The 18,433-nt window shown below is 46.1% G+C and carries 15 protein-coding genes and 1 pseudogene; 9 read left to right on the top strand and 7 right to left on the bottom strand.

Annotated elements, in window-relative coordinates:
• Nucleotides 1-444 precede the first annotated feature (444 nt).
• Nucleotides 445-939, top strand: a complete 495-nt coding sequence (locus K4039_RS22270; protein ID WP_265238637.1) for a DUF427 domain-containing protein — start codon at nucleotides 445-447, stop codon at nucleotides 937-939.
• 239 nt (nucleotides 940-1,178) lie between these two features.
• Nucleotides 1,179-1,445 (top strand): annotated as a pseudogene (locus K4039_RS22265) (diguanylate cyclase domain-containing protein); the annotation flags it as partial.
• 9 nt (nucleotides 1,446-1,454) lie between these two features.
• On the opposite strand, the gene K4039_RS22260 reads toward K4039_RS22265, so the two are convergent.
• The gene (locus tag K4039_RS22260; protein WP_265238635.1) at nucleotides 1,455-2,462 is read right to left on the bottom strand and encodes a methyltransferase domain-containing protein; all 1,008 of its coding nucleotides are present in this window, start codon (nucleotides 2,460-2,462) and stop codon (nucleotides 1,455-1,457) included.
• A gap of 513 nt (nucleotides 2,463-2,975) precedes the next feature.
• Here K4039_RS22260 and trxB point away from each other — a divergent pair.
• Complete coding sequence (gene trxB, locus K4039_RS22255; protein ID WP_265238634.1) at nucleotides 2,976-4,346, top strand: thioredoxin-disulfide reductase; 1,371 nt, start codon at nucleotides 2,976-2,978, stop codon at nucleotides 4,344-4,346.
• A 328-nt stretch (nucleotides 4,347-4,674) separates the two neighbouring features.
• Here trxB and K4039_RS22250 read toward each other — a convergent pair whose 3' ends face one another.
• The gene (locus K4039_RS22250; protein ID WP_265238632.1) at nucleotides 4,675-4,887 is read right to left on the bottom strand and encodes a hypothetical protein; all 213 of its coding nucleotides are present in this window, start codon (nucleotides 4,885-4,887) and stop codon (nucleotides 4,675-4,677) included.
• A gap of 4 nt (nucleotides 4,888-4,891) precedes the next feature.
• Here K4039_RS22250 and K4039_RS22245 point away from each other — a divergent pair, with 4 nt between their 5' ends.
• Both K4039_RS22245 and K4039_RS22240 read left to right on the top strand, forming a co-directional pair.
• Complete coding sequence (locus tag K4039_RS22245) at nucleotides 4,892-5,776, top strand: ABC transporter permease (protein ID WP_265238630.1); 885 nt, start codon at nucleotides 4,892-4,894, stop codon at nucleotides 5,774-5,776.
• 741 nt (nucleotides 5,777-6,517) lie between these two features.
• A complete protein-coding gene (locus K4039_RS22240; RefSeq protein ID WP_265238628.1) occupies nucleotides 6,518-7,234 on the top strand; it encodes a TrkA family potassium uptake protein in 717 nt (238 codons plus the stop codon).
• Here the strand turns inward: K4039_RS22240 and K4039_RS22235 are convergent.
• A complete protein-coding gene (locus tag K4039_RS22235; RefSeq protein WP_321161640.1) occupies nucleotides 7,191-8,810 on the bottom strand; it encodes a sodium:proton antiporter in 1,620 nt (539 codons plus the stop codon). The two genes, K4039_RS22240 and K4039_RS22235, sit on opposite strands and share 44 nt — an antisense overlap.
• A 1,123-nt stretch (nucleotides 8,811-9,933) precedes the next feature.
• Between K4039_RS22235 and K4039_RS22230 the strand changes: the two genes are divergently transcribed.
• From K4039_RS22230 to rpoD, 3 genes are all read left to right on the top strand, one after another.
• The gene (locus K4039_RS22230; protein ID WP_265238627.1) at nucleotides 9,934-10,098 is read left to right on the top strand and encodes a hypothetical protein; all 165 of its coding nucleotides are present in this window, start codon (nucleotides 9,934-9,936) and stop codon (nucleotides 10,096-10,098) included.
• Between the two features lie 313 nt (nucleotides 10,099-10,411).
• The gene (locus tag K4039_RS22225) at nucleotides 10,412-10,549 is read left to right on the top strand and encodes a hypothetical protein (protein WP_265238625.1); all 138 of its coding nucleotides are present in this window, start codon (nucleotides 10,412-10,414) and stop codon (nucleotides 10,547-10,549) included.
• 226 nt (nucleotides 10,550-10,775) lie between these two features.
• The gene (rpoD, locus tag K4039_RS22220) at nucleotides 10,776-11,945 is read left to right on the top strand and encodes an RNA polymerase sigma factor RpoD (protein WP_265238623.1); all 1,170 of its coding nucleotides are present in this window, start codon (nucleotides 10,776-10,778) and stop codon (nucleotides 11,943-11,945) included.
• A gap of 206 nt (nucleotides 11,946-12,151) precedes the next feature.
• On the opposite strand, the gene K4039_RS22215 is transcribed toward rpoD, so the two are convergent.
• From K4039_RS22215 to K4039_RS22200, 4 genes are all read right to left on the bottom strand, one after another.
• Nucleotides 12,152-12,304, bottom strand: a complete 153-nt coding sequence (locus K4039_RS22215) for a chlorophyll A-B binding protein (RefSeq protein WP_265238621.1) — start codon at nucleotides 12,302-12,304, stop codon at nucleotides 12,152-12,154.
• Between the two features lie 125 nt (nucleotides 12,305-12,429).
• On the bottom strand, nucleotides 12,430-13,872 hold the full coding sequence (locus tag K4039_RS22210; protein WP_265238619.1) for an ABC transporter ATP-binding protein: 1,443 nt from the start codon (nucleotides 13,870-13,872) through the stop codon (nucleotides 12,430-12,432).
• A 181-nt stretch (nucleotides 13,873-14,053) separates the two neighbouring features.
• Complete coding sequence (locus K4039_RS22205) at nucleotides 14,054-16,606, bottom strand: DNA topoisomerase (ATP-hydrolyzing) subunit A (RefSeq protein WP_265238617.1); 2,553 nt, start codon at nucleotides 16,604-16,606, stop codon at nucleotides 14,054-14,056.
• A 79-nt stretch (nucleotides 16,607-16,685) separates the two neighbouring features.
• Nucleotides 16,686-16,988 (bottom strand): hypothetical protein, encoded by a 303-nt coding sequence (locus K4039_RS22200; protein ID WP_265238615.1) that lies wholly within the window; start codon nucleotides 16,986-16,988, stop codon nucleotides 16,686-16,688.
• A 617-nt stretch (nucleotides 16,989-17,605) separates the two neighbouring features.
• On the opposite strand from K4039_RS22200, the gene K4039_RS22195 reads away from it, so the two are divergent.
• Nucleotides 17,606-18,001 carry a response regulator gene (locus K4039_RS22195; RefSeq protein WP_265238613.1) on the top strand — a complete coding sequence of 132 codons (396 nt, stop codon included), beginning with the start codon at nucleotides 17,606-17,608 and terminating at the stop codon, nucleotides 17,999-18,001.
• Nucleotides 18,002-18,433 lie beyond the last annotated feature (432 nt).

Below are 18,433 nucleotides of genomic sequence, written 5' to 3'. Positions count from 1 at the left end.
CGCAAAACTCTTTGTTATTCTAAATGTGAGGAAATGCTGAAGCATTCTATTAAGTTATTAATACATTACTTGAAATTTGACGATATTCCCATTCCTGGGGCATCCATACCTTGATTCAGCAACGCCCAGAATGCCTCCCTTGGCAACGGCTTGCCAATTGACATTGGGCTGGTAGTCGGAAACATCTATACCGCGAATGCTCATATAGCAGTTGACAGTGGACAGTGGACAGTTGACAGTTGCATGACGGGAATCAAACCATTGATGCTTGACGAGTATCGGCTCTATTCAGGAAGTTATTTATGTCCTCACCGATGTGGCGAATGCTCATATTACGGAGAATAGAGAAAAGCTGAGGACTGTCTGGATTGGCAACTAGACTTAGAATACATTAAATTGTAATCTTCAGCCGCTAATTGTTTTTTTGTAGGGGAGATTGTACAAGTGAACCTCGATCGCATAGAACCAGGCCCTGGTCAAGAGTCTGTTTGGGATTACCCGCGTCCTCCTCGCCTTGAGGAATTGACCAAACACGTACAGATTGTTTTTAATGAAGTGACGATCGCCGACACGCGGCGCGCTCAGCGGTTGTTAGAGACAAGTCACCCTCCTGTCTACTATATCTCCCCCGATGACATCCAAATGGAATATTTACACAAAACTTCACGGGGCTCGTGGTGCGAGTGGAAAGGACAAGCGGGTTATTACACTGTGACGGTAGGCTCGAAGGAAGTTATAAATGCTGGTTGGTTTTATCCTAATCCCAATCAGGTTTTTGCAGCTATCAAAGATTACGTGGCTTTTTATCCTAGCCAGATGGATGCTTGTTATGTAGACGGGGAATTAGTGCAATCTCAACCAGGGGATTTTTACGGAGGTTGGATTACCAAAGATATTGTCGGCCCGTTTAAGGGAGGAGTCGGAACTTGGGGTTGGTGAGAAAATTGTGAAATTGCTTCGTTTCTCACAACGATTCGCGGTTTTGGCTTTTGAGTTGAGGACTGGCACAGAAACCGCGTTTTTTACTCCAAAGAATTGGTTGAAAGCCGGAACCCTGGTAGGGAGAAATTAAAATCAGACTATTCATTACTCCAATCCTCTTCCTTCTTTTGTCAACTGTCAACTGTTAACTGTCAACTGAATGAAGCACAACTTTGTTATAGCCTTATGGAGGCGAAGAGTTTGTGGTCATTTTGCCCCGAATTTCACCTGAAAAAGCTTTGTGGATTGCCGATAAAATTCTAGTCTGGGTGAAAGAACTAAAAGTCGAACATATTAATTCGGCGGTGTCTTCTTATGTTACACTGAGTTTGGGAGTAGCGAGTACGGTTCCTCGACTGGAAATTTCCAAAAAAGATTTGATTGCAGCAGCAGACCGTGCGCTTTATCAAGCTAAAGACGCAGGGCGCGATCGAGTAATTTTAGGTACTATAAAGTTAGAGTAAATCCCAATTCTACATCCAAGCCCGCTCCGCCGTCCAGTGCCTATCCGAAGATTCATAAATTCTCAAACCCTCCAACCCCGCGCTTTCCACCATTGTCTCAACTTCATCCAGGGTAAAAGCCGCGTGCAGAGAATCGCTAAACAATTGTTTCTGATGCGAGTTACAATCTCCCGCGTACATCTCGACCAAATTATCCCTGATTGTCTCATCCAGAGGCCGCAGTAAATCTCGTAAAAATATTGCTCCGTTCGGTTTTAAGACTCGCTGGACTTCGCGAAAAAATAGCAAGGGGTCGGGCAAATGGTGGATAATGCTGTTAGAAATCACCATGTCAAAATAACTGTCTGGATAGGGCATGGCTTTAGCATCAACTAATTCTAGCTTAATTTGCGATCGCACGCCCGCCTTTTCCACATTCTCCAGTCCTAATCTCAGCATATTTGCCGACAAATCGATGCAAGTCATTTCCCAAGCCGGACGCATTTGAGCAATGGCGATCGGGATTCTCGCCGTACCAGTCCCAGCATCTAAGATTTTCCCACATATCGGCCCGAGGGCGATCGCACTTTTAGCAAAAGCCGCATTCACCTCAGTAAAATCCATCGAATCGTACTCGACAGCTTCTTCCCAGGTATCCATAACCTCCGGTTCTAAAACGCGCTGCATAAAACTTGTCTGATTGTCGGACATTTCCAGATACGGGCTGAGTTTCGCCTGCAAAAGCTCTACTAACTCCGGCTCCATATATCTGTAATTATCGGGGATTTGCAGACAAATAACCTTCTTGCTTGTGAGAGTTTCGGGAAATTTGCTGTGAAGTCGAGATTCATGCTTCTGCTCCATCACAAATATCACATCCGCCCAGCCGAGCAAACCTTCAGTTACTCTAATTCTCGCACCTTTTTCCGTGCCAGCCGATCGCGCACTGTACCCGCTAATTTTCTCGCAAATCTTCTCGGCCGTTAAACTCCGCCACTTGTTTTGGCTGCATACAAACAGTATCTTGATTTTATCCATCAGACACAAGTACAAAATTCTCTGTTAATTTGGGAAGAAAGTAAAAATCTTGATCGCATTTTTGTCCGATCGCACCTTACATATCACAATACCTGTACCTTGTCAAATCCGCCAAAGTTTTATTTACAATTCTTAAACTTAAAAATGCGAGTTTTGCATCAAAAATTGTGATTATTGCATTTATAGATTTTGCTTCTTCCATGTCCTGAAAGGGTTTCAGCCTACGCGCAAAAAAATAGTCGTAGCACCGCTTCAGTATCGGAATTGTATAATAGCTCAAACGGCGCACTTTCGTCAAATAAATGAGAATGGAATCAATAGTGAGGGATGGTAATTTTTGGGGATTTTCGGAGATTGATTTAACATTTAAAACTAAATTAGTTTTACTATCGCATTTGCTTATAAAATTAGCTTTAATTGTCCCGATCGCCCTCAACCCCTCAAAAATAGAAATATGCTCGATCGCTGCTAGAATTGATAAAACGAAGTCGTTATGAGTTTGATTAAATAATTATGACCGACAAAACCGTAGAAAACCTAGTAATTATCGGCTCAGGCCCTGCAGGCTACACCGCAGCCATCTACGCCGGGAGAGCAAACCTCAAACCCGTAGTCTTTGAAGGCTACCAAATGGGAGGCATTCCCGGAGGTCAACTGATGACTACGACAGAAGTCGAAAACTTCCCCGGCTTTCCCGAAGGCATCACCGGGCCACAACTGATGGATCGGATGAAAGCTCAAGCAGTGCGGTGGGGTGCGGAATTATACACCGAAGATGTAATTTCTGTTGATTTAAGCCAGCGTCCATTTATAGTGCGATCGGAAGACCGAGAAATCCAAACCCACACCATAGTAATCGCTACAGGCGCAACGGCAAAACGTTTGGGTCTGCCTAGCGAAGATATTTACTGGAATTTGGGAATATCGGCCTGTGCGATTTGTGACGGCGCCACCCCAATTTTTAAAGGAGTTGATTTAGCTGTTATCGGCGCGGGCGATACCGCAGCGGAAGAATCTATTTATTTGACAAAATACGGCTCTCACGTACATATGCTGGTGCGGCGCGATCAAATGCGGGCCAGCAAAGCCATGCAAGACCGAGTGCTGAGCAATCCCAAAATCACCGTGCACTGGAACACCGAAGCTGTGGATGTTTTGGGAGTGCCCGGAAGCAAAATGGATGGGTTGAAAATTAGAAATATCGAGACTGGCGCTGAAACTGATTTGCAGGTGAAGGGATTGTTTTATGCGATCGGTCACACTCCCAACACTCAACTGTTCCAAGGTCAGCTAGAACTCGACGAAATAGGTTATATCGCCACCAAACACGGCACCGTAGAAACCAGCGTCGAGGGAGTTTACGCTGTGGGTGACGTGCAAGACCACGAGTTTCGCCAAGCAATTACTGCAGCAGGTAGTGGCTGCATGGGGGCGATGTTAGCAGAGCGTTGGCTCTCGGTCAATGCTTTAACACAGGAATTTCATCAAACCGAGGAATCCGAGCGGCCAGCCTCTGCGCCGGAAGCTCCAAAAGTCCGCAAAACCGATGAAAATTTTGATATCGAAGACACGCGGCATGAAGGAGGTTATGCTTTGCGGAAGTTGTTCCACGATAGCGATCGACTAATTGTGGTCAAATACTCCGCTCCGACTTGCGGCCCTTGTCACAGCCTCAAACCGATTTTGAGCAAAGTAGTAGATGAGTTCGATGGTAAAATTCACTATGTAGAAATCGACATCGAAGAAGATCCAGAAATTGCTGAAAATGCTGGCGTGACTGGTACGCCGACGATTCAGTATTTTAAAGACAAAGAATTGGTAGTCGAACTCAAAGGAGTTAAGCCAAAAAGTCAGTATCGCGAGTTAATTGCCAGCAATTTGTAGGACTTACTCGCGGGTTGCCAGAAACCGGGTTTTTCACGAAAATACCTGTTGTAGCTGGATAACCCACAAAAAACCCGGTTTCTTGAGTCGCAGCCGGTGGTTAGTATTGGGAGCATCTCAGTTTTGCAAAAAGCATTTTTTTTATGATAGCGCGATCGTCCCTGCTCGCTCCTGCGTACAATACGCGAGCGGGGACGATCGCACTATAAATGCAAAATTGAGATGCTCCCTTAGTATTCAGCGACTAAGGGAGAGAATTTTTGACTGTTGCGGGTTTTTTCACCTAAGTGCTACTAAAATCGAAAAGTCTCATATTTGTCGATCGCAATTATAGCAACCGCGCCCGACACGCCAGAACATTCTTAATTGCTAAAACCCTTTCTTCCCTCTTCCCTCTTCCCTCTTCCCTCTTCCTTCTTTTCACCCTGAGCGAAGCCGAAGGGCCTTCTTCCTTCTTCCTTCTTCCTTCTTCCTTCTTCCTTCTTCCTTCTTCCTTCTTCCTTCTTCCTTCTTCCTTCTTCCCTCTTCCCTCTTCCTTCATAAATATGACTCAAAGCCGCCTCCGACTGCCGCGATTTCTCAACACTGCCTCACCGTCAAGCCTGTCAATGAAAATGATGTGGGCGGGTTTGGCAATCACCGCCTTATTTATCTTCGTAGCAACCTTATCTCCCGCCATGCAAACTTGGGGTTGGCTGCAAAATCCTACCGATGCTTTGATTAACCCGATTCACGAAGCGCCTTCAGCGAATTATTGGTTTGGTACTACTCGCAGCGGCTACGATGTTTTTTCCCGCACGCTGTTTGCTTCTAGGGCTGCTTGGCAAGTGGTGATTTTAGCCACAAGTTTAAGCTTATTTATCGGCGTACCGCTGGGTTTGATTAGTGGTTATTTGGGCGGTAAGCTCGATCGCGTCCTGTTATTTTTAATGGATACAATTTATACTTTGCCGGGATTGCTGCTGTCTTTGACACTGGCGTTTGTCGTAGGAAAAGGAGTTTTCAACGCTGCGATCGCCCTGAGCATCTCCTACATCCCTCAATACTACCGCGTAGTCAGGAATCACACCGCCAGCGTCAAAAACGAATTATTCGTCGAAGCCGCCAGAGCAATGGGTGCAGACACCCAGACAGTGCTTTCACGCTACCTCTTCCTAAACGTGATTCAAAGCGTACCCGTGCTGTTTGCCCTTAACGCCGCCGATGCCATTTTAACATTAGGAGGTCTAGGATTTCTCGGTTTAGGACTTCCCGAACAAACCCCAGAATGGGGACACGACCTGCGTTTAGCATTAGATGCCTTACCTACAGGCATTTGGTGGACAGCCTTATTTCCCGGTTTAGCCATGACATTAATGGTAATCGGACTATCATTAGTAGGAGAAGGATTGAACGAATTTGTCAACCCTCGGCTGCGAAATCAACAGTAACTTGTCTCGCGGTTAAATTAACTTCTCCGTCAAGAAATTAGTTTTTTCTTCTTCTCTCTTCTAACTAGCGCTTACGCGCCGCTTCGCGTACTGCGCTCTTTGCGTCTTCACGGTTCGTTAAATAAGTATTATTTAACGTTCTGGCGACTTATTTTCAGGTGAATTACTCGCCAGTTAATTACTAATTCCCCAATTACCCAATCGAAAATCTAAATCTCACATATTTGAGAATTGCTATATCGTCAATGTAATATCAGTTATCCAAACTTTGGGAATGCTGACTGAAGAGTTTTCACCCACAAAAAATACCAATTAGTTGGAAAAGATCCTGATAATTTCAATCATATAGAAAAATATAATACTACTATAACACAAAAACTAAACCTTTTGCAAAACTCACAAACTATCTTAACAAACATCTGCGTTAATCTGTGTTTATCTGCTTTTTATCTGCGGTAAATCTATCCATAAAAATATTCAATAATTCAAATATCTCGCTCATTAATAAAAACTATTTCATTAGACATCTTCCATTCTAAATCTCGGTTTGTATATCGATCCCGTGACTTAAGCAAGACATCTCTACTTCCAAAAAACGATCGACCCTAGCTTGAGCAAAGCCAAGCAGGTAGTCGCGTCCCAAATGAAAAAGGTAAAATTGGCCTGCTGTGACTTGCACCATTGAGAAGCTTATAGTGAGTGCTAAATCAGTAGTGTTCATTTTTAGGGCGACAGTTGCTTATGTATGTATTAATTGGTGGAGCAGGAATGATGGGGCTGGATTTAGCCCAGCAGTTATTAAAACTCGGTCACACAGTTGCGATCGTCGATACCGACCCCCTTGCGTGTCGCTTTGCCCGTGAAAAAATTGGGGTGATGGCATTTGAGGGCAGCGCAGTCAGTACAACGGTTCTCATCGAAGCAGGAATCAAACAAGCCAACGCAGTCGTTTCAGCCCTCAGAGATGATGCCTTGAATTTAGCGTTGATCACATTGTCCAGAAGCTATGGCATTTCCCATATTGTGGTGCGAATGCGCGATCGCGAATTCCTAGAAGCCTATCGCCTCGCTCAAGCCAGCCACATTATCAGCACCACTGATTTAGCAGTCGCAACAATGGCAAATGCGATCGAATACCCGGAAGTTGAGTCGATGATGCACTTTGAGCAAGGACAAGTGGAGGTGCTGAAGCTGCCCGTTCCAGGCGATTGTTATGTGGCCGGTCGCACCGTTGCCCACATTGCTCAAGACCCCCGCTTTCCAACGGGTTCACTGATCATTGGTTATCAATGCCATGCCTGCGCCAATTTGGAGATTCCAAACGGCAACACCGTTCTTGAAGCAGGTTCTACGATCCTGGTTGTTACCCGTCCTGAGCTAGTTCACCCCATGATTGATTATTTGGGCCTTCGCGCTAGTCATCTTCCAACTTTAGAAGTTTCTCATCCAAATCTTTGATGTAGGGATCAACCAGGTTTTCGGGAACGATGCGCTTCCGCAGCGCATCGCTAACGGCCCCCTTTTCCGCTAACAGCAATCGCCGTCGAATTGTATCTAACCCAGCCCGATCGCCCTTTATGTGACTTGCTCGATGTTGATTGTAGAGTTCTCGCAGCACACGCTCCGACTCTGCCACCCGCGCCTGATAGGATGCCCATAGCTCTTCGTAGACTGCCTTGGGCAATACGCCTGATTTCAGCAAACTATCTAGCTCGTCTTGAGCGGCCTTGCAAGCAATCAACTGAATCTGTAACTGCCCAGTTTCCTGCGTGACATCAGAAACACCGCTAATTTTCAGCCGTTTGACAAACCAAGGTAAACTTAATCCCTGCCCAACCAGAGAGAACAGAACAGCACCGAAAACCAGCGCAATAATGTTATCCCGTCCTGGCACAGTCAGCGGAATACTTACAGCCAATGCCATTGAAAGAGAGCCTTTAATGTTGCCTAAAAATAAGATATGCTGCCAGCGTAGGGGAATCGGACGATCGAACCACCGCAGACCAGCTAACAACGGATAGACCGAAAGAATCCGTCCCAGTTGATAAGCTAGGATGACGAACAGAATAGATGGCAAAATGCTCAACAAAGTGCCTGGGTTAATTTCGATGCCGATCAGGAGAAAAATAAAGGTGTTGACACTAAACCCCGCATATTCCCAGAAACTCAATAACGTAATTCGATCCGAGGCAGACGAACTGCGAGGAAGTCCAAGGTTGCCAAAAATGAGTCCGGCGATGACCACAGCCACCGCACCCGATACTCCCAAAAATTGCGCGATCTGGAAGGTTCCTAATGCTAGAGCTACGGTTAGTAAGAGACTACTCAACCGATCGTTTAAACGAATAAATATCGGTAGGCTCAAGTAGCCGAAGATGGCACCGACGAGTCCCCCACCCAAGGCGACTAGGAGTAGTTCCTTCAGGCCTTGCATAGCGGTGAGAGATCCTGTCGAATAAATGACCAAAACCAAATTGAATGAAATCAGAGCAGCCGCATCGTTGAACAGGGTTTCTCCTTCGACAATGGTGGATAATCTCGAAGGCACACGGATCTCCTTAAAAACCGCGATCATCGAGACAGTATCAGTGTTTGCCAAAATGACTCCGATCAGTAATGCGGGAATCCAGTTTAGCCCCAGTCCAAATTTAACCAGAACAGCGATAATTGCCGACGAAAAGATCGAGCCTGGTCCCGCTAGAATTGCGATCGCTTTAAAGGTGCTTCGCAGACGGCTGATATCCGTATTGATTGCCGCTTCAAAAATCAGAATGGGCAAAAAAAGATTCAACACTAAAGAAGGGTCTAAACCAATTCGACGCGACAAGAGTTCTGTAATTGGCAAACCTGCTAGCACTAAACCCGTAACATAGGGAATTCGCAGTCGCTGAGCGATCAGTGCAACCGCTGTTGCAATCATCAGCAGAATGATTAGGATAATGACTAATTCAGGAATGCTCCCTGCCGTTTGGCTATCTGTTGCAGCAGGATTGTTGCCCAAGGGGGTCTGTTGCGCTATAATCCACTCCATCATTGATACTCCTCCAATAAACTCGCTTGCCTCACAGAAATTGAGAGCTTAGCTACTGTTTGAGTCTACAGGAGACCATTCACTTTGTTGTGTGCCTGCAATGTATGTGGTGTATTTAGATGAATGCCGCTACAACTGAAACAACTTCTCTGAGTTGCTTGGACGATTTAGGCGATCGTCTCAGGGAAAACCCATCTTAATAGTTCAACAACCTGAAAAAGGAAGAGAAAAGCAACGAAAAAATTAAAAATTTAAGGGATATGCAGCATCAATAATCAACAGGTCTAATCAACTTGGCCAGGGTTTTCAGTACAGACACGGAGCAAAATTTTTTCCTGATAGCGAAATACCCTAGCTATCGAGCCGCATGATTTAAACCAGAGTGGGGGATCGAGCCCGGATACCTGCTTTCGGAGGACAGGCTGTAAATAAATGTAACAAAAATCTTAACATAGCACCAGAGTCGTATTGCTTAAAAGCTTTGAACGAACTCGGCAGCTTTTGTCCGGTCAAACAGCAAGCACATCGCTACACTGGGTAAGTTTCTTTTTTTTTAAAGTTATACTCCGCCCTCCGTTGCAGCAGCGTCTGCTGGGGCTTTGTTCTGTCTGCTGGAAATTTTTCACACAACACCAGTAATTTTACTTAAAATTGATGAATTTGCTTTGTCAAAGCTTCACACTGTTAGGATATATTTAAAGTAAATATGAAGTTGTGGTTCCGGAAAATAGCGAATTGTCTTGCTTGTGAGAATGTGCGATCGCGCAAGTGCGAGCCGAAAGCCAACAAATTTTAGAGAAGTTTGCAGCCGGGAGTTGCGTGGCGGGTTAACTCTGATTACAATTTATCCGGGTGGTTTTTGCCACCCTCCGCGACAAATTCGTGTGGAACTGCTTAAATGAGAATGTGACGTTAAGAACTTAATGTGATTTAACGTCAAAATTAAACCCAATTTCTGAGATTTGAGCTAACTTAACAAAGAAAGCCCCTGTTGCACTACTAAACCCGCAACGCTTCATTTGGGGTCATAGTCGGTCTCTAATCTGGAGTTGCCGACTTACAACGAAAGCTCGTAAGCTTTATTCAATCGCACATTGCGTATGATTCAATTCAGGGAAACAGGGTAATGATGGGTGCATCTACACGGATTGTATTGGTCCTAATTCCGGCAAGTCAACAATTGTCTGCTAACTGTCTGGCCAACTACGCCGCAGCCGTTCACCCAGATATGCGCAGCAAACAGCGCCGTTCGATCGCGTCCAAGTTTTTGCGGGCCGTTCTCAGGATTTAACTGAGCCCGATATCAGTCAGTATTGTTAAGCTAAGCTGACAAAGTTCTTCTGGTTCTTGACAAAAAACGGAAAATAACTTCCATTTTTTGTGAGAACGGCTACAATCGGAAGGGTCTTTGTAAGATCCGATTCTCACCGTTTGGTACTCCGACCCTCTGCTGTTACATTTGACAGCAGACCCGCATCCAAGGTGGCGAAAGTTTGCCGTGCAACTGTGATGTCTGACGACATCGTGAAAGCAGCAAGCAAATCAAAAGTGGGACACCCCATAACAAAAAAGTTAGAGGGCTCCGTGCCGGAAAACTTGTACGGGTGAAAATCGAAGTACCGAGTAAAAAAAGCCAGTATTTGTTGAGGTGCGATCGCATCTCTGGGTTCAATTCTCGCTTGCCCGGTATCGCAGATGATGCGGTAACTCGTTGCTTTGCAGTAGCCACACGCTCAATCTAAGGTTGCGACATAAAACCCTGGGATCAATAAATGCGATCGCTACTTCAAACCAGAACTTGAACTTTGACCCAGAACTGGTGCAATTTCGGTAACAACTTCAGTTACAGACCAAAAACCCATTATTTCTTCCTGCGGGAATGTCAATACTGGCTAACTTGTCTAAACTACAAACAGACACTATTCCACTGTTATTTATTCTTGAATTTAGGAGCATGAGGAAGGCGGCATGATCCAGACTAACACCGTACTAGAAACCAAAATCAAACCCAAAATGGAAACAATCGATTTGCTTCGGAGCCCCGAAAGCGTTCTACCTGAGAGCGAGTTAGAACTCTTTATCGACGAAGAAGATGATCGAGAAGATTTTCTAGAAAATCCATCTGAGGAAGAAGACACTAAATCTGCCAAAGGTGTCAAAGCTCGTCGTCGGGCTCAGGCAAAGAAAAAGCATTATACTGAAGACTCTATTCGTCTTTACCTGCAAGAAATCGGTCGGATTCGACTGTTGCGAGCCGACGAAGAGATTGAACTCGCCCGTAAGATTGCAGATTTGCTGGAATTAGAGCGAGTTCGAGAACAACTTCTCGAAGAGTTAGACCGCGAACCCAAAGATAATGAATGGGCTAATGCTGTAGATATGGCACTACCTGCATTTCGTCACCGACTCCACGTCGGTCGGCGGGCGAAGGAGAAAATGGTGCAATCAAACCTGCGTTTGGTGGTATCGATCGCCAAAAAGTACATGAATCGCGGTTTGTCGTTCCAAGATTTGATTCAGGAAGGCTCTTTGGGTCTGATTCGGGCTGCTGAAAAATTCGATCACGAAAAAGGCTACAAATTTTCCACCTATGCAACTTGGTGGATACGTCAAGCCATCACCAGAGCAATCGCCGATCAATCCCGGACTATCCGCTTACCGGTTCACCTTTACGAAACCATCTCGCGGATTAAGAAAACCACCAAACTGCTTTCTCAGGAAATGGGTCGCAAGCCTACGGAAGAAGAAATCGCCACTAAGATGGAGATGACGATCGAGAAGTTGCGCTTCATTGCTAAATCCGCACAGTTGCCTATTTCTTTAGAAACTCCGATCGGCAAAGAAGAAGACTCGCGTTTAGGAGACTTTATTGAATCTGACGGGGAAACGCCAGAAGATCAAGTCTCGAAAAACTTGCTCAGAGAAGATTTGGAAAGCGTTTTAGATACCCTCAGCCCACGAGAACGAGATGTACTCCGGCTGCGTTACGGCTTAGACGACGGGCGGATGAAGACCTTAGAGGAAATTGGTCAAATCTTTAACGTCACTCGCGAGAGGATTCGCCAAATCGAGGCTAAAGCTCTGCGGAAGTTGCGCCATCCCAACCGTAACAGCATCTTGAAAGAATATATCCGCTAGAGTAATTTTCTAGCATCACCCAAAAGAGTGATTCGCTCTTTTGGGGTGGAACCCCCATCCCAAAAGAGCGATCGCTTCTAAATTTGTACTACTACATACATCGTGGTAATTCCTGATTAGTAGATAGTCAATTGCCATTAAAAATTTTGGGAGTCCCTGATGGAACCCCCAAGCTTTGCAGTGTCTGAAAAGTCTTAACTAGAAAATTAGATCAGGCCCCAGAAGTGAAGCAAGCCTTGACCGGAAACCAATTCAATGACGACAGCGGCAGAGAAACCAATCATTGCTAAACGACCGTTCCAATTTTCAGCTCCTTCGCTGAAGCCCCAGTTCCAAGCGTTGCGTTTTTGTTCTTGCATAGTATGAACTTCCTTCGTTAACTTTTGTAAGGCTTATGTAAATTAATATAACATTCACTTGAATAAAGTGCAAGTGTGTGGTGCGTGATATTGGTCACAAAGGTCGATCGACCTTTCTCCTGTTCCTACCGAGGAAAAATAGCCAACTCGGTATCCGGGTCAAACAAGTGAATCTTGTCATGGGTGATCGCCAGCCAAAGCTCCTCACCAACACGGATCGATCGCTCAGGAGGAACCCGCACCTGCATCCGCACAGCCGGAGCATCAGTCAAACACACCCGCAAATAAGTTTCGTGTCCCAAAGCCTCCACAATTTCCACTTGTACAGACAGATTTTTGGTAGCAGGAGGGTGAATGCTCAGATGTTCTGGGCGGATGCCCAAAATTAGCCCTCGCCCGTCATATTTTTGTAGATTTTTCGCCCAAATATCAGGTAAAGTAAAGCGAAATTGCGGGTGAGAAATCAACAACGGGGCGGTAAATTGCACAGGGAAAAAATTCATCGGCGGAGAACCGATAAACTCAGCCACAAACAGATTAGCCGGCTTGTTGTAAAGCTCCAGAGGTTGAGCGACTTGCTGAAGCTGACCTGCATTCATAATAGCAATGCGATCGCCCATAGTCATCGCCTCAGTTTGGTCGTGAGTCACATAAATAGTGGTAGTGCCCAACTGGCGCTGCAACTGCACAATTTGCGATCGAGTTTCCGCCCTCAACTTCGCATCAAGATTAGATAGCGGTTCGTCCATCAAAAACACTGCGGGATTTCGAGCCATCGCCCTCCCCAAAGCCACCCGCTGCTTTTGCCCTCCTGAAAGTTGTTTCGGCAAGCGATTTAACAGCGGTTCTATTTGCAATAATTGAGCTACCGCCCTAACTCGTTCTCCTACCGCCTTCTCCCGTTCCGACAAATAGCGCAAACCCGGAGGAAGCTTGCGAGTTGCTCCTACCAAAAAATCCTCCCCTAAAGTATATATGCGATCGTTGTTTACAGTATTAGAAGCTAAATAATTAATCACCTCTTCTAGCTTCTTTTGGATGACTTCTGCCTGAACCCGGCTGCTTTTTTCTGTCTCTGTCTCTGTCTTTTCTTCGCTCTTCCTTCTTCGCTCTTCCTTCTTCGCTCTTCCTTCTTCGCTCTTCCCTCTTCCCTCTTCCTTCTTCCCTGTTCCTTCTTCCGTTTGTGAGCGGCGCAATCCAAAGGCGAGATTATCGTAAACTGTTAAGTGAGGATAGAGAGCATAATTTTGAAATACCATAGCGATATCTCGGTCTTTAGGAGGCAAATCGTTAACGAGCCGATCGCCAATCCAGATATTTCCCGCTGTCAAAACTTCCAAACCGGCGATCGATCGCAGCAGAGTGCTTTTTCCGCAGCCAGAAGGCCCCACCAGCACCATAAATTCTCCGTCTTCGACCGTCAGGTTAATCCGCCGCAAAACGCTGTTAGAAGTTGAACTAGAGGCTTCGGGCGAGACACTTTCTGCGACGTTTTTTGCTTTTTTTTCCTGTTCTCCTTGGCGGAGTGGAAAACTTTTGTAGATATTTTCTAATACAACTTGCGCCATCAGACGATTTTAGATTTTAGATTTTAGATTTTTAGAATTTTGAATTGGGGGAATTGGAGGCAGAGCCTCCGGGTATGTATTCCCAGGCAGAGCCTGGGAACAAGCCTTAATTGGAGGCAGAGCCTCCGGGTATGTATTCCCAATGCCCAATGCCCAATGCCCAATGCCCAATGCCCAATGACTATTGACTGCTAATAACCTTAATAATTTTCTCACCAGGATTGAGGTCAAAAACCCGATCGCCCGGAGCATCTTTCCCCCAAAAAGCTATAGCATCAGTAGTCGATCGCAGCAAGCGACCAGAAGTAGTAAAAAGTTTAACATCCGTACCCGGAACAGCGCGCAGCAAGCCAACCAAAGCATCTTTAGGCTCTGTAAAGCGAAAAGCTTGAGTGCCAATTTCGCCACGGTTAGTAAGTCTAACAGAACCCGCAGGCATTCGTTTAGCCCAACCCAACTCCGAAAATAGTACCAGACTGTCTTCCCGGTCGATCGTAATACAACCCACCAACTGTTCCAGCTTCCGCAACCTAGTCACTTGAGAACCCTGGGCGGTGCGGCCCATTGGCGGCAATTGTTCGTCATCGATATCAAATCGGAGGACTCGGCCTCCCGAAGTTGCAACAGCCACTTGGTCGCCAACTTTGCTAAGACTTGCGCAGCGCAGTCGATCGTCCTCCTTGAGTTTAACAACAGTAATGCCACGATTAGTCAACTCAGCAAATTCCTGCATCGGCAAGCGCTTAATTTTGCCTTGCTGAGTCAGAGTTACTAAATCCGCCGCCTCCGAATTGTCCGGCAAAATAAAGTGTGCAACTGTGATTTCCGAGAAAGCACGACCTGCACTTTCTTTAGTAGCACTGGGCGACAACAAACCAACAATCGGCGTTCCCCGGTCTTTGGCGCTACTACTAGGAATATCAGCCACTTTTAGCGGGTAAGCTTTGCCATTAGGAGTTAAGACTACCAAAGTGCGATCGGTTTTCGTCAGGTTAGCCGTCACAATAAAATCTTCATTTTTTTCTAAAGCTGAAACCGATTTTTCGCGACTTTTCGAGCGCGGACGTTCCCCAGCCGGCAAGCGTCGCACATACTGCTTGTGCGAAAATTCAACAATAGTTTCCTCTGGCTCTAGAACGGGCAATAAGTTAGGCGAAATTGTTGCCGGCAACAACGGTTTTACACCAGCGTTTTTCTTGCCAGAAGCTTGTGGTTCGGCAGTTGTCGCGCGTCCAGTTCCATTGGCGAATTTAGTGCGGCGGGGGTCAGCGTACTTGCGTTTTAGCGATCGCAATTCCTTCTTTAAAGCCTTCAAAAGTTCGCGTCTGTCACTCAACAACCGCTGCAATTCTTGAATATTCCCCGTCAATTCATCCAACTCAGCTTGTAAATGTTGCCTTTCCAAACCAGTCAGCCTGCGCATCGGCATCGCCAAAATTGCATCAGATTGACTTTCGCTCAAATTAAGACGAACTTGGAAAGTTTGCTTAGCAGTAGTACCGTCAGGAGAATTTCGCAGAATGTCGATCGTAGTATCGAGATTTGTCAAAGCCAACATTAAGCCTTGGACAATGTGACAGCGACGTTCTGCCGCCTGCAACTCGTAATTGTAACGGCGTGTCAGAGTCACTTCTCGGAAATCCAGAAATTCCTGCAACAACTGTCTAAGTGTCAACTGTCGCGGTTGACCATTGACAATTGCCAACAAAATCGCGCCAAAATTTGTTTGCAGGTCAGTTTGTTGATAAAGACGAGCCAGCACCGCTTCCGGGGTAAATTCCCGCTTGAGTTCAATCACAACTCGAATCCCCTCGCGATCGCTCTCATCGCGTAAATCAGAGATACCATCAAGACGGCCGGCATTCACCAAATCCGCCACCTTTTCAATCCAAGCCGCCTTATTCACCTGAAAGGGAAACTCCGTCACGATAATCGCTGTTTTAGTCCGCACCTTGCGATTACCAGGCACTTCTTCCACTCCAGCCACACCCCTGACCGCAATGCTACCTCGACCCTTAGTGTAGGCATCAACAATGCCCTCTGTAGAGACGATTTCCCCTCCGGTCGGGAAATCCGGGCCCGGAATTAATTCGATCAACTTCTCATCCGAGAGTTCTGGATTTTCAATCAAAGCAATTAAACCGTCCACCACCTCGCCCAAATTGTGAGGCGGAATATTAGTTGCCATCCCCACAGCAATTCCGGTACAGCCATTGAGTACCAGAAACGGCAACTGAGCAGGTAGTGCCGTCGGTTCCTGTTCGGAACTGTCAAAGTTACCAGTAAAATCAACGGTTGCCTCGCCGACTTGGGTTAGCATGGCTTCGTGGGCGATCGATGCCAGCCTAGTTTCCGTGTAGCGCATCGCAGCAGCCGGGTCATTGTCCACCGAACCGAAATTGCCATGACCAGCCAGCAAAGGATAGCGGCTCGAAAACTCCTGAACCATGCGCACCAGAGCGTCGTAAACCGATTGGTCGCCGTGGGGGTGATATTTCCCCAAAACATCTCCAACTACCCGCGCGCACTTGCGATAAGGTCGGTCTGGTGTCAAACCGAGTTCGTGCATCGCGAATAAAATTCGACGGTGAACCGGTTTTAAACCGTCGCGGACATCAGGCAAAGCTCGCCCGACGATCACACTCATGGCATATTCGAGGTACGATTGCTGCATCTCGGTATGCAGAGGCGTAGAAATTACTTGCCCGGAAAGTAGGTTGAGTTGTTTAGCCATGAGTCCTTGTGTCCGTTAATTCCTGAGTGAAGACAGCCTCTGTCAGTCGATTTTAGATTTTAGATTTTAGATTTTAGATTTACTTGCAGCTTTGAATCAGGGTGCAGGAACTAGAGTCTAAAATTTTGGGATATCCACGACGATTGTCGGGGGCTTGTACCCGTTTTTGGGCGGGGTCAATAATGCTCAGGTTGCCTGTCTCGATCGAAAAGCGTTTGCCGCAGACGAACCGAAAGTTCGACCCGCCCAGCGGGAGAAGCAAAATAAATTTAACAGGTGAAACCAGAATCAGAATGCCGAAGACGGGCAACACTTGCCTCTTACTCTCCACTCTTACACTAACCTCTATGTTGCCGACAGGAGCGCCTACTTGTCTATTCACCGCCCGCCGTCAGAAGGTTGATTCACAGTCATGCTTTTTCTTATAATCGCTCACAAATGCCGATCGTTCAGAATTGGGCGCCGTCAAAAGCTCTGCTCGCGAGCTCTCAAGCCTCTGACACCAGCTCGATCGACTGAAGCGTCGATCTTTTCAGCTATATCGATCGGTCAAAACTGAGAATTGGGAATCTCAACAATCTCCCGCTAGATTCGCTACTCCGAATGCTGAGGCGGGAGTATGTGAATAAACCTTGCTTTATTCTCAGAGCTGAAAAAAAATGATTGTCACACCTCACCAACTCTAAGTCGGAGGCCCAAGCGAAAGACAGGATACTAGAAACCTGCTACCGGGGAATCTTGAAATTCTCACCAGTGTCAGGTCTAGTGCTAAAAAACAACTAAACTGTCTGTGTGTAGTAGTCTAAATTATGGTACTTGATGCTTCTAGGCATCTGTACACCCTCTGACAGTTACTCGCCCAAGGAATATATGCGGGTTTTGCAGAGTTCCCGGCTGATGGCGATAAAAACTCTGCATTTTTGACGGGGAATGTAATCCCCGTGTCGTGTTCCTCTTTGGACTCCAGTCGCAAAGTTTCTATACTTCCCATATTTATTTATGAAAACCGTTCTGATTGTAGAGGACGATTTGGTTAATGCTCGGGTTTTTTCCAAAATACTGACTAAGCGGGGGGGCTTAGCTGTCAAGCACACGGAAAATGTTGAAGAGGTGATGCAGATTGCTGCTGCCGGTGAAGCTGATTTGATTTTAATGGACGTGTCTCTTTCACACAGCGTGTACCAGGGAAAATCTGTTGACGGCATTAAGATTACTCAATTGCTGAAAGCTGACCCGCAAACGGCCTCGCTGCCGATTATCTTGGTGACTGCTCACGCGATGGCGGGTGATAAAGAAACCTTTCTGAATCAAAGCGGTGCCGACGGTTACATCTCTAAACCCGTAGTAGACCATCAAGAGTTTGTCGATCGGATCAAGGCTTTGCTCCCTGAGTGAGCGAACCATATTTGAAGAAGGAAGTAAAGCCAACGGATTCGTCGGCTGCTAGAGATGTGATGGATGCAATCTTGTCGGGAAGCCGCGAAGATTTTAGTTCAATACGCTTGGGTTAGCGGTCTTTTACGAATTCGCTCTTACTATTTTATGGGAAATACAGGCAGCTTTTAGAACTCAGACTGTTCTTAACCCAAGCCGATTGGGTTTTAGTTATCGTCGCGAGAGAAGTTATAAGGAAGAAAGAGTTTTAACTGTTTGTTAATTCAAACAATTAAAACTCTTTCTTTTCAAGTTTTCTTGAATTCTGATTTATACCTTCGGACGAATATCTCGTGCCTTCTTTTTTCGGGCGAGTTGATGTGCGGTTCGCCTCGATTTAATCGCACTTTCGGCTATGAATTCTGAGTTCTAAGTTTTGAGGCGAAAAATTTA

The sequence above is a fragment of the Lyngbya sp. CCAP 1446/10 genome (assembly GCF_026130175.1).
GTDB lineage: Bacteria > Cyanobacteriota > Cyanobacteriia > Cyanobacteriales > Microcoleaceae > Microcoleus.
Note: the sequence above shows the minus strand (reverse complement) of the source record. Positions and strands in the feature narration are given on the sequence as shown.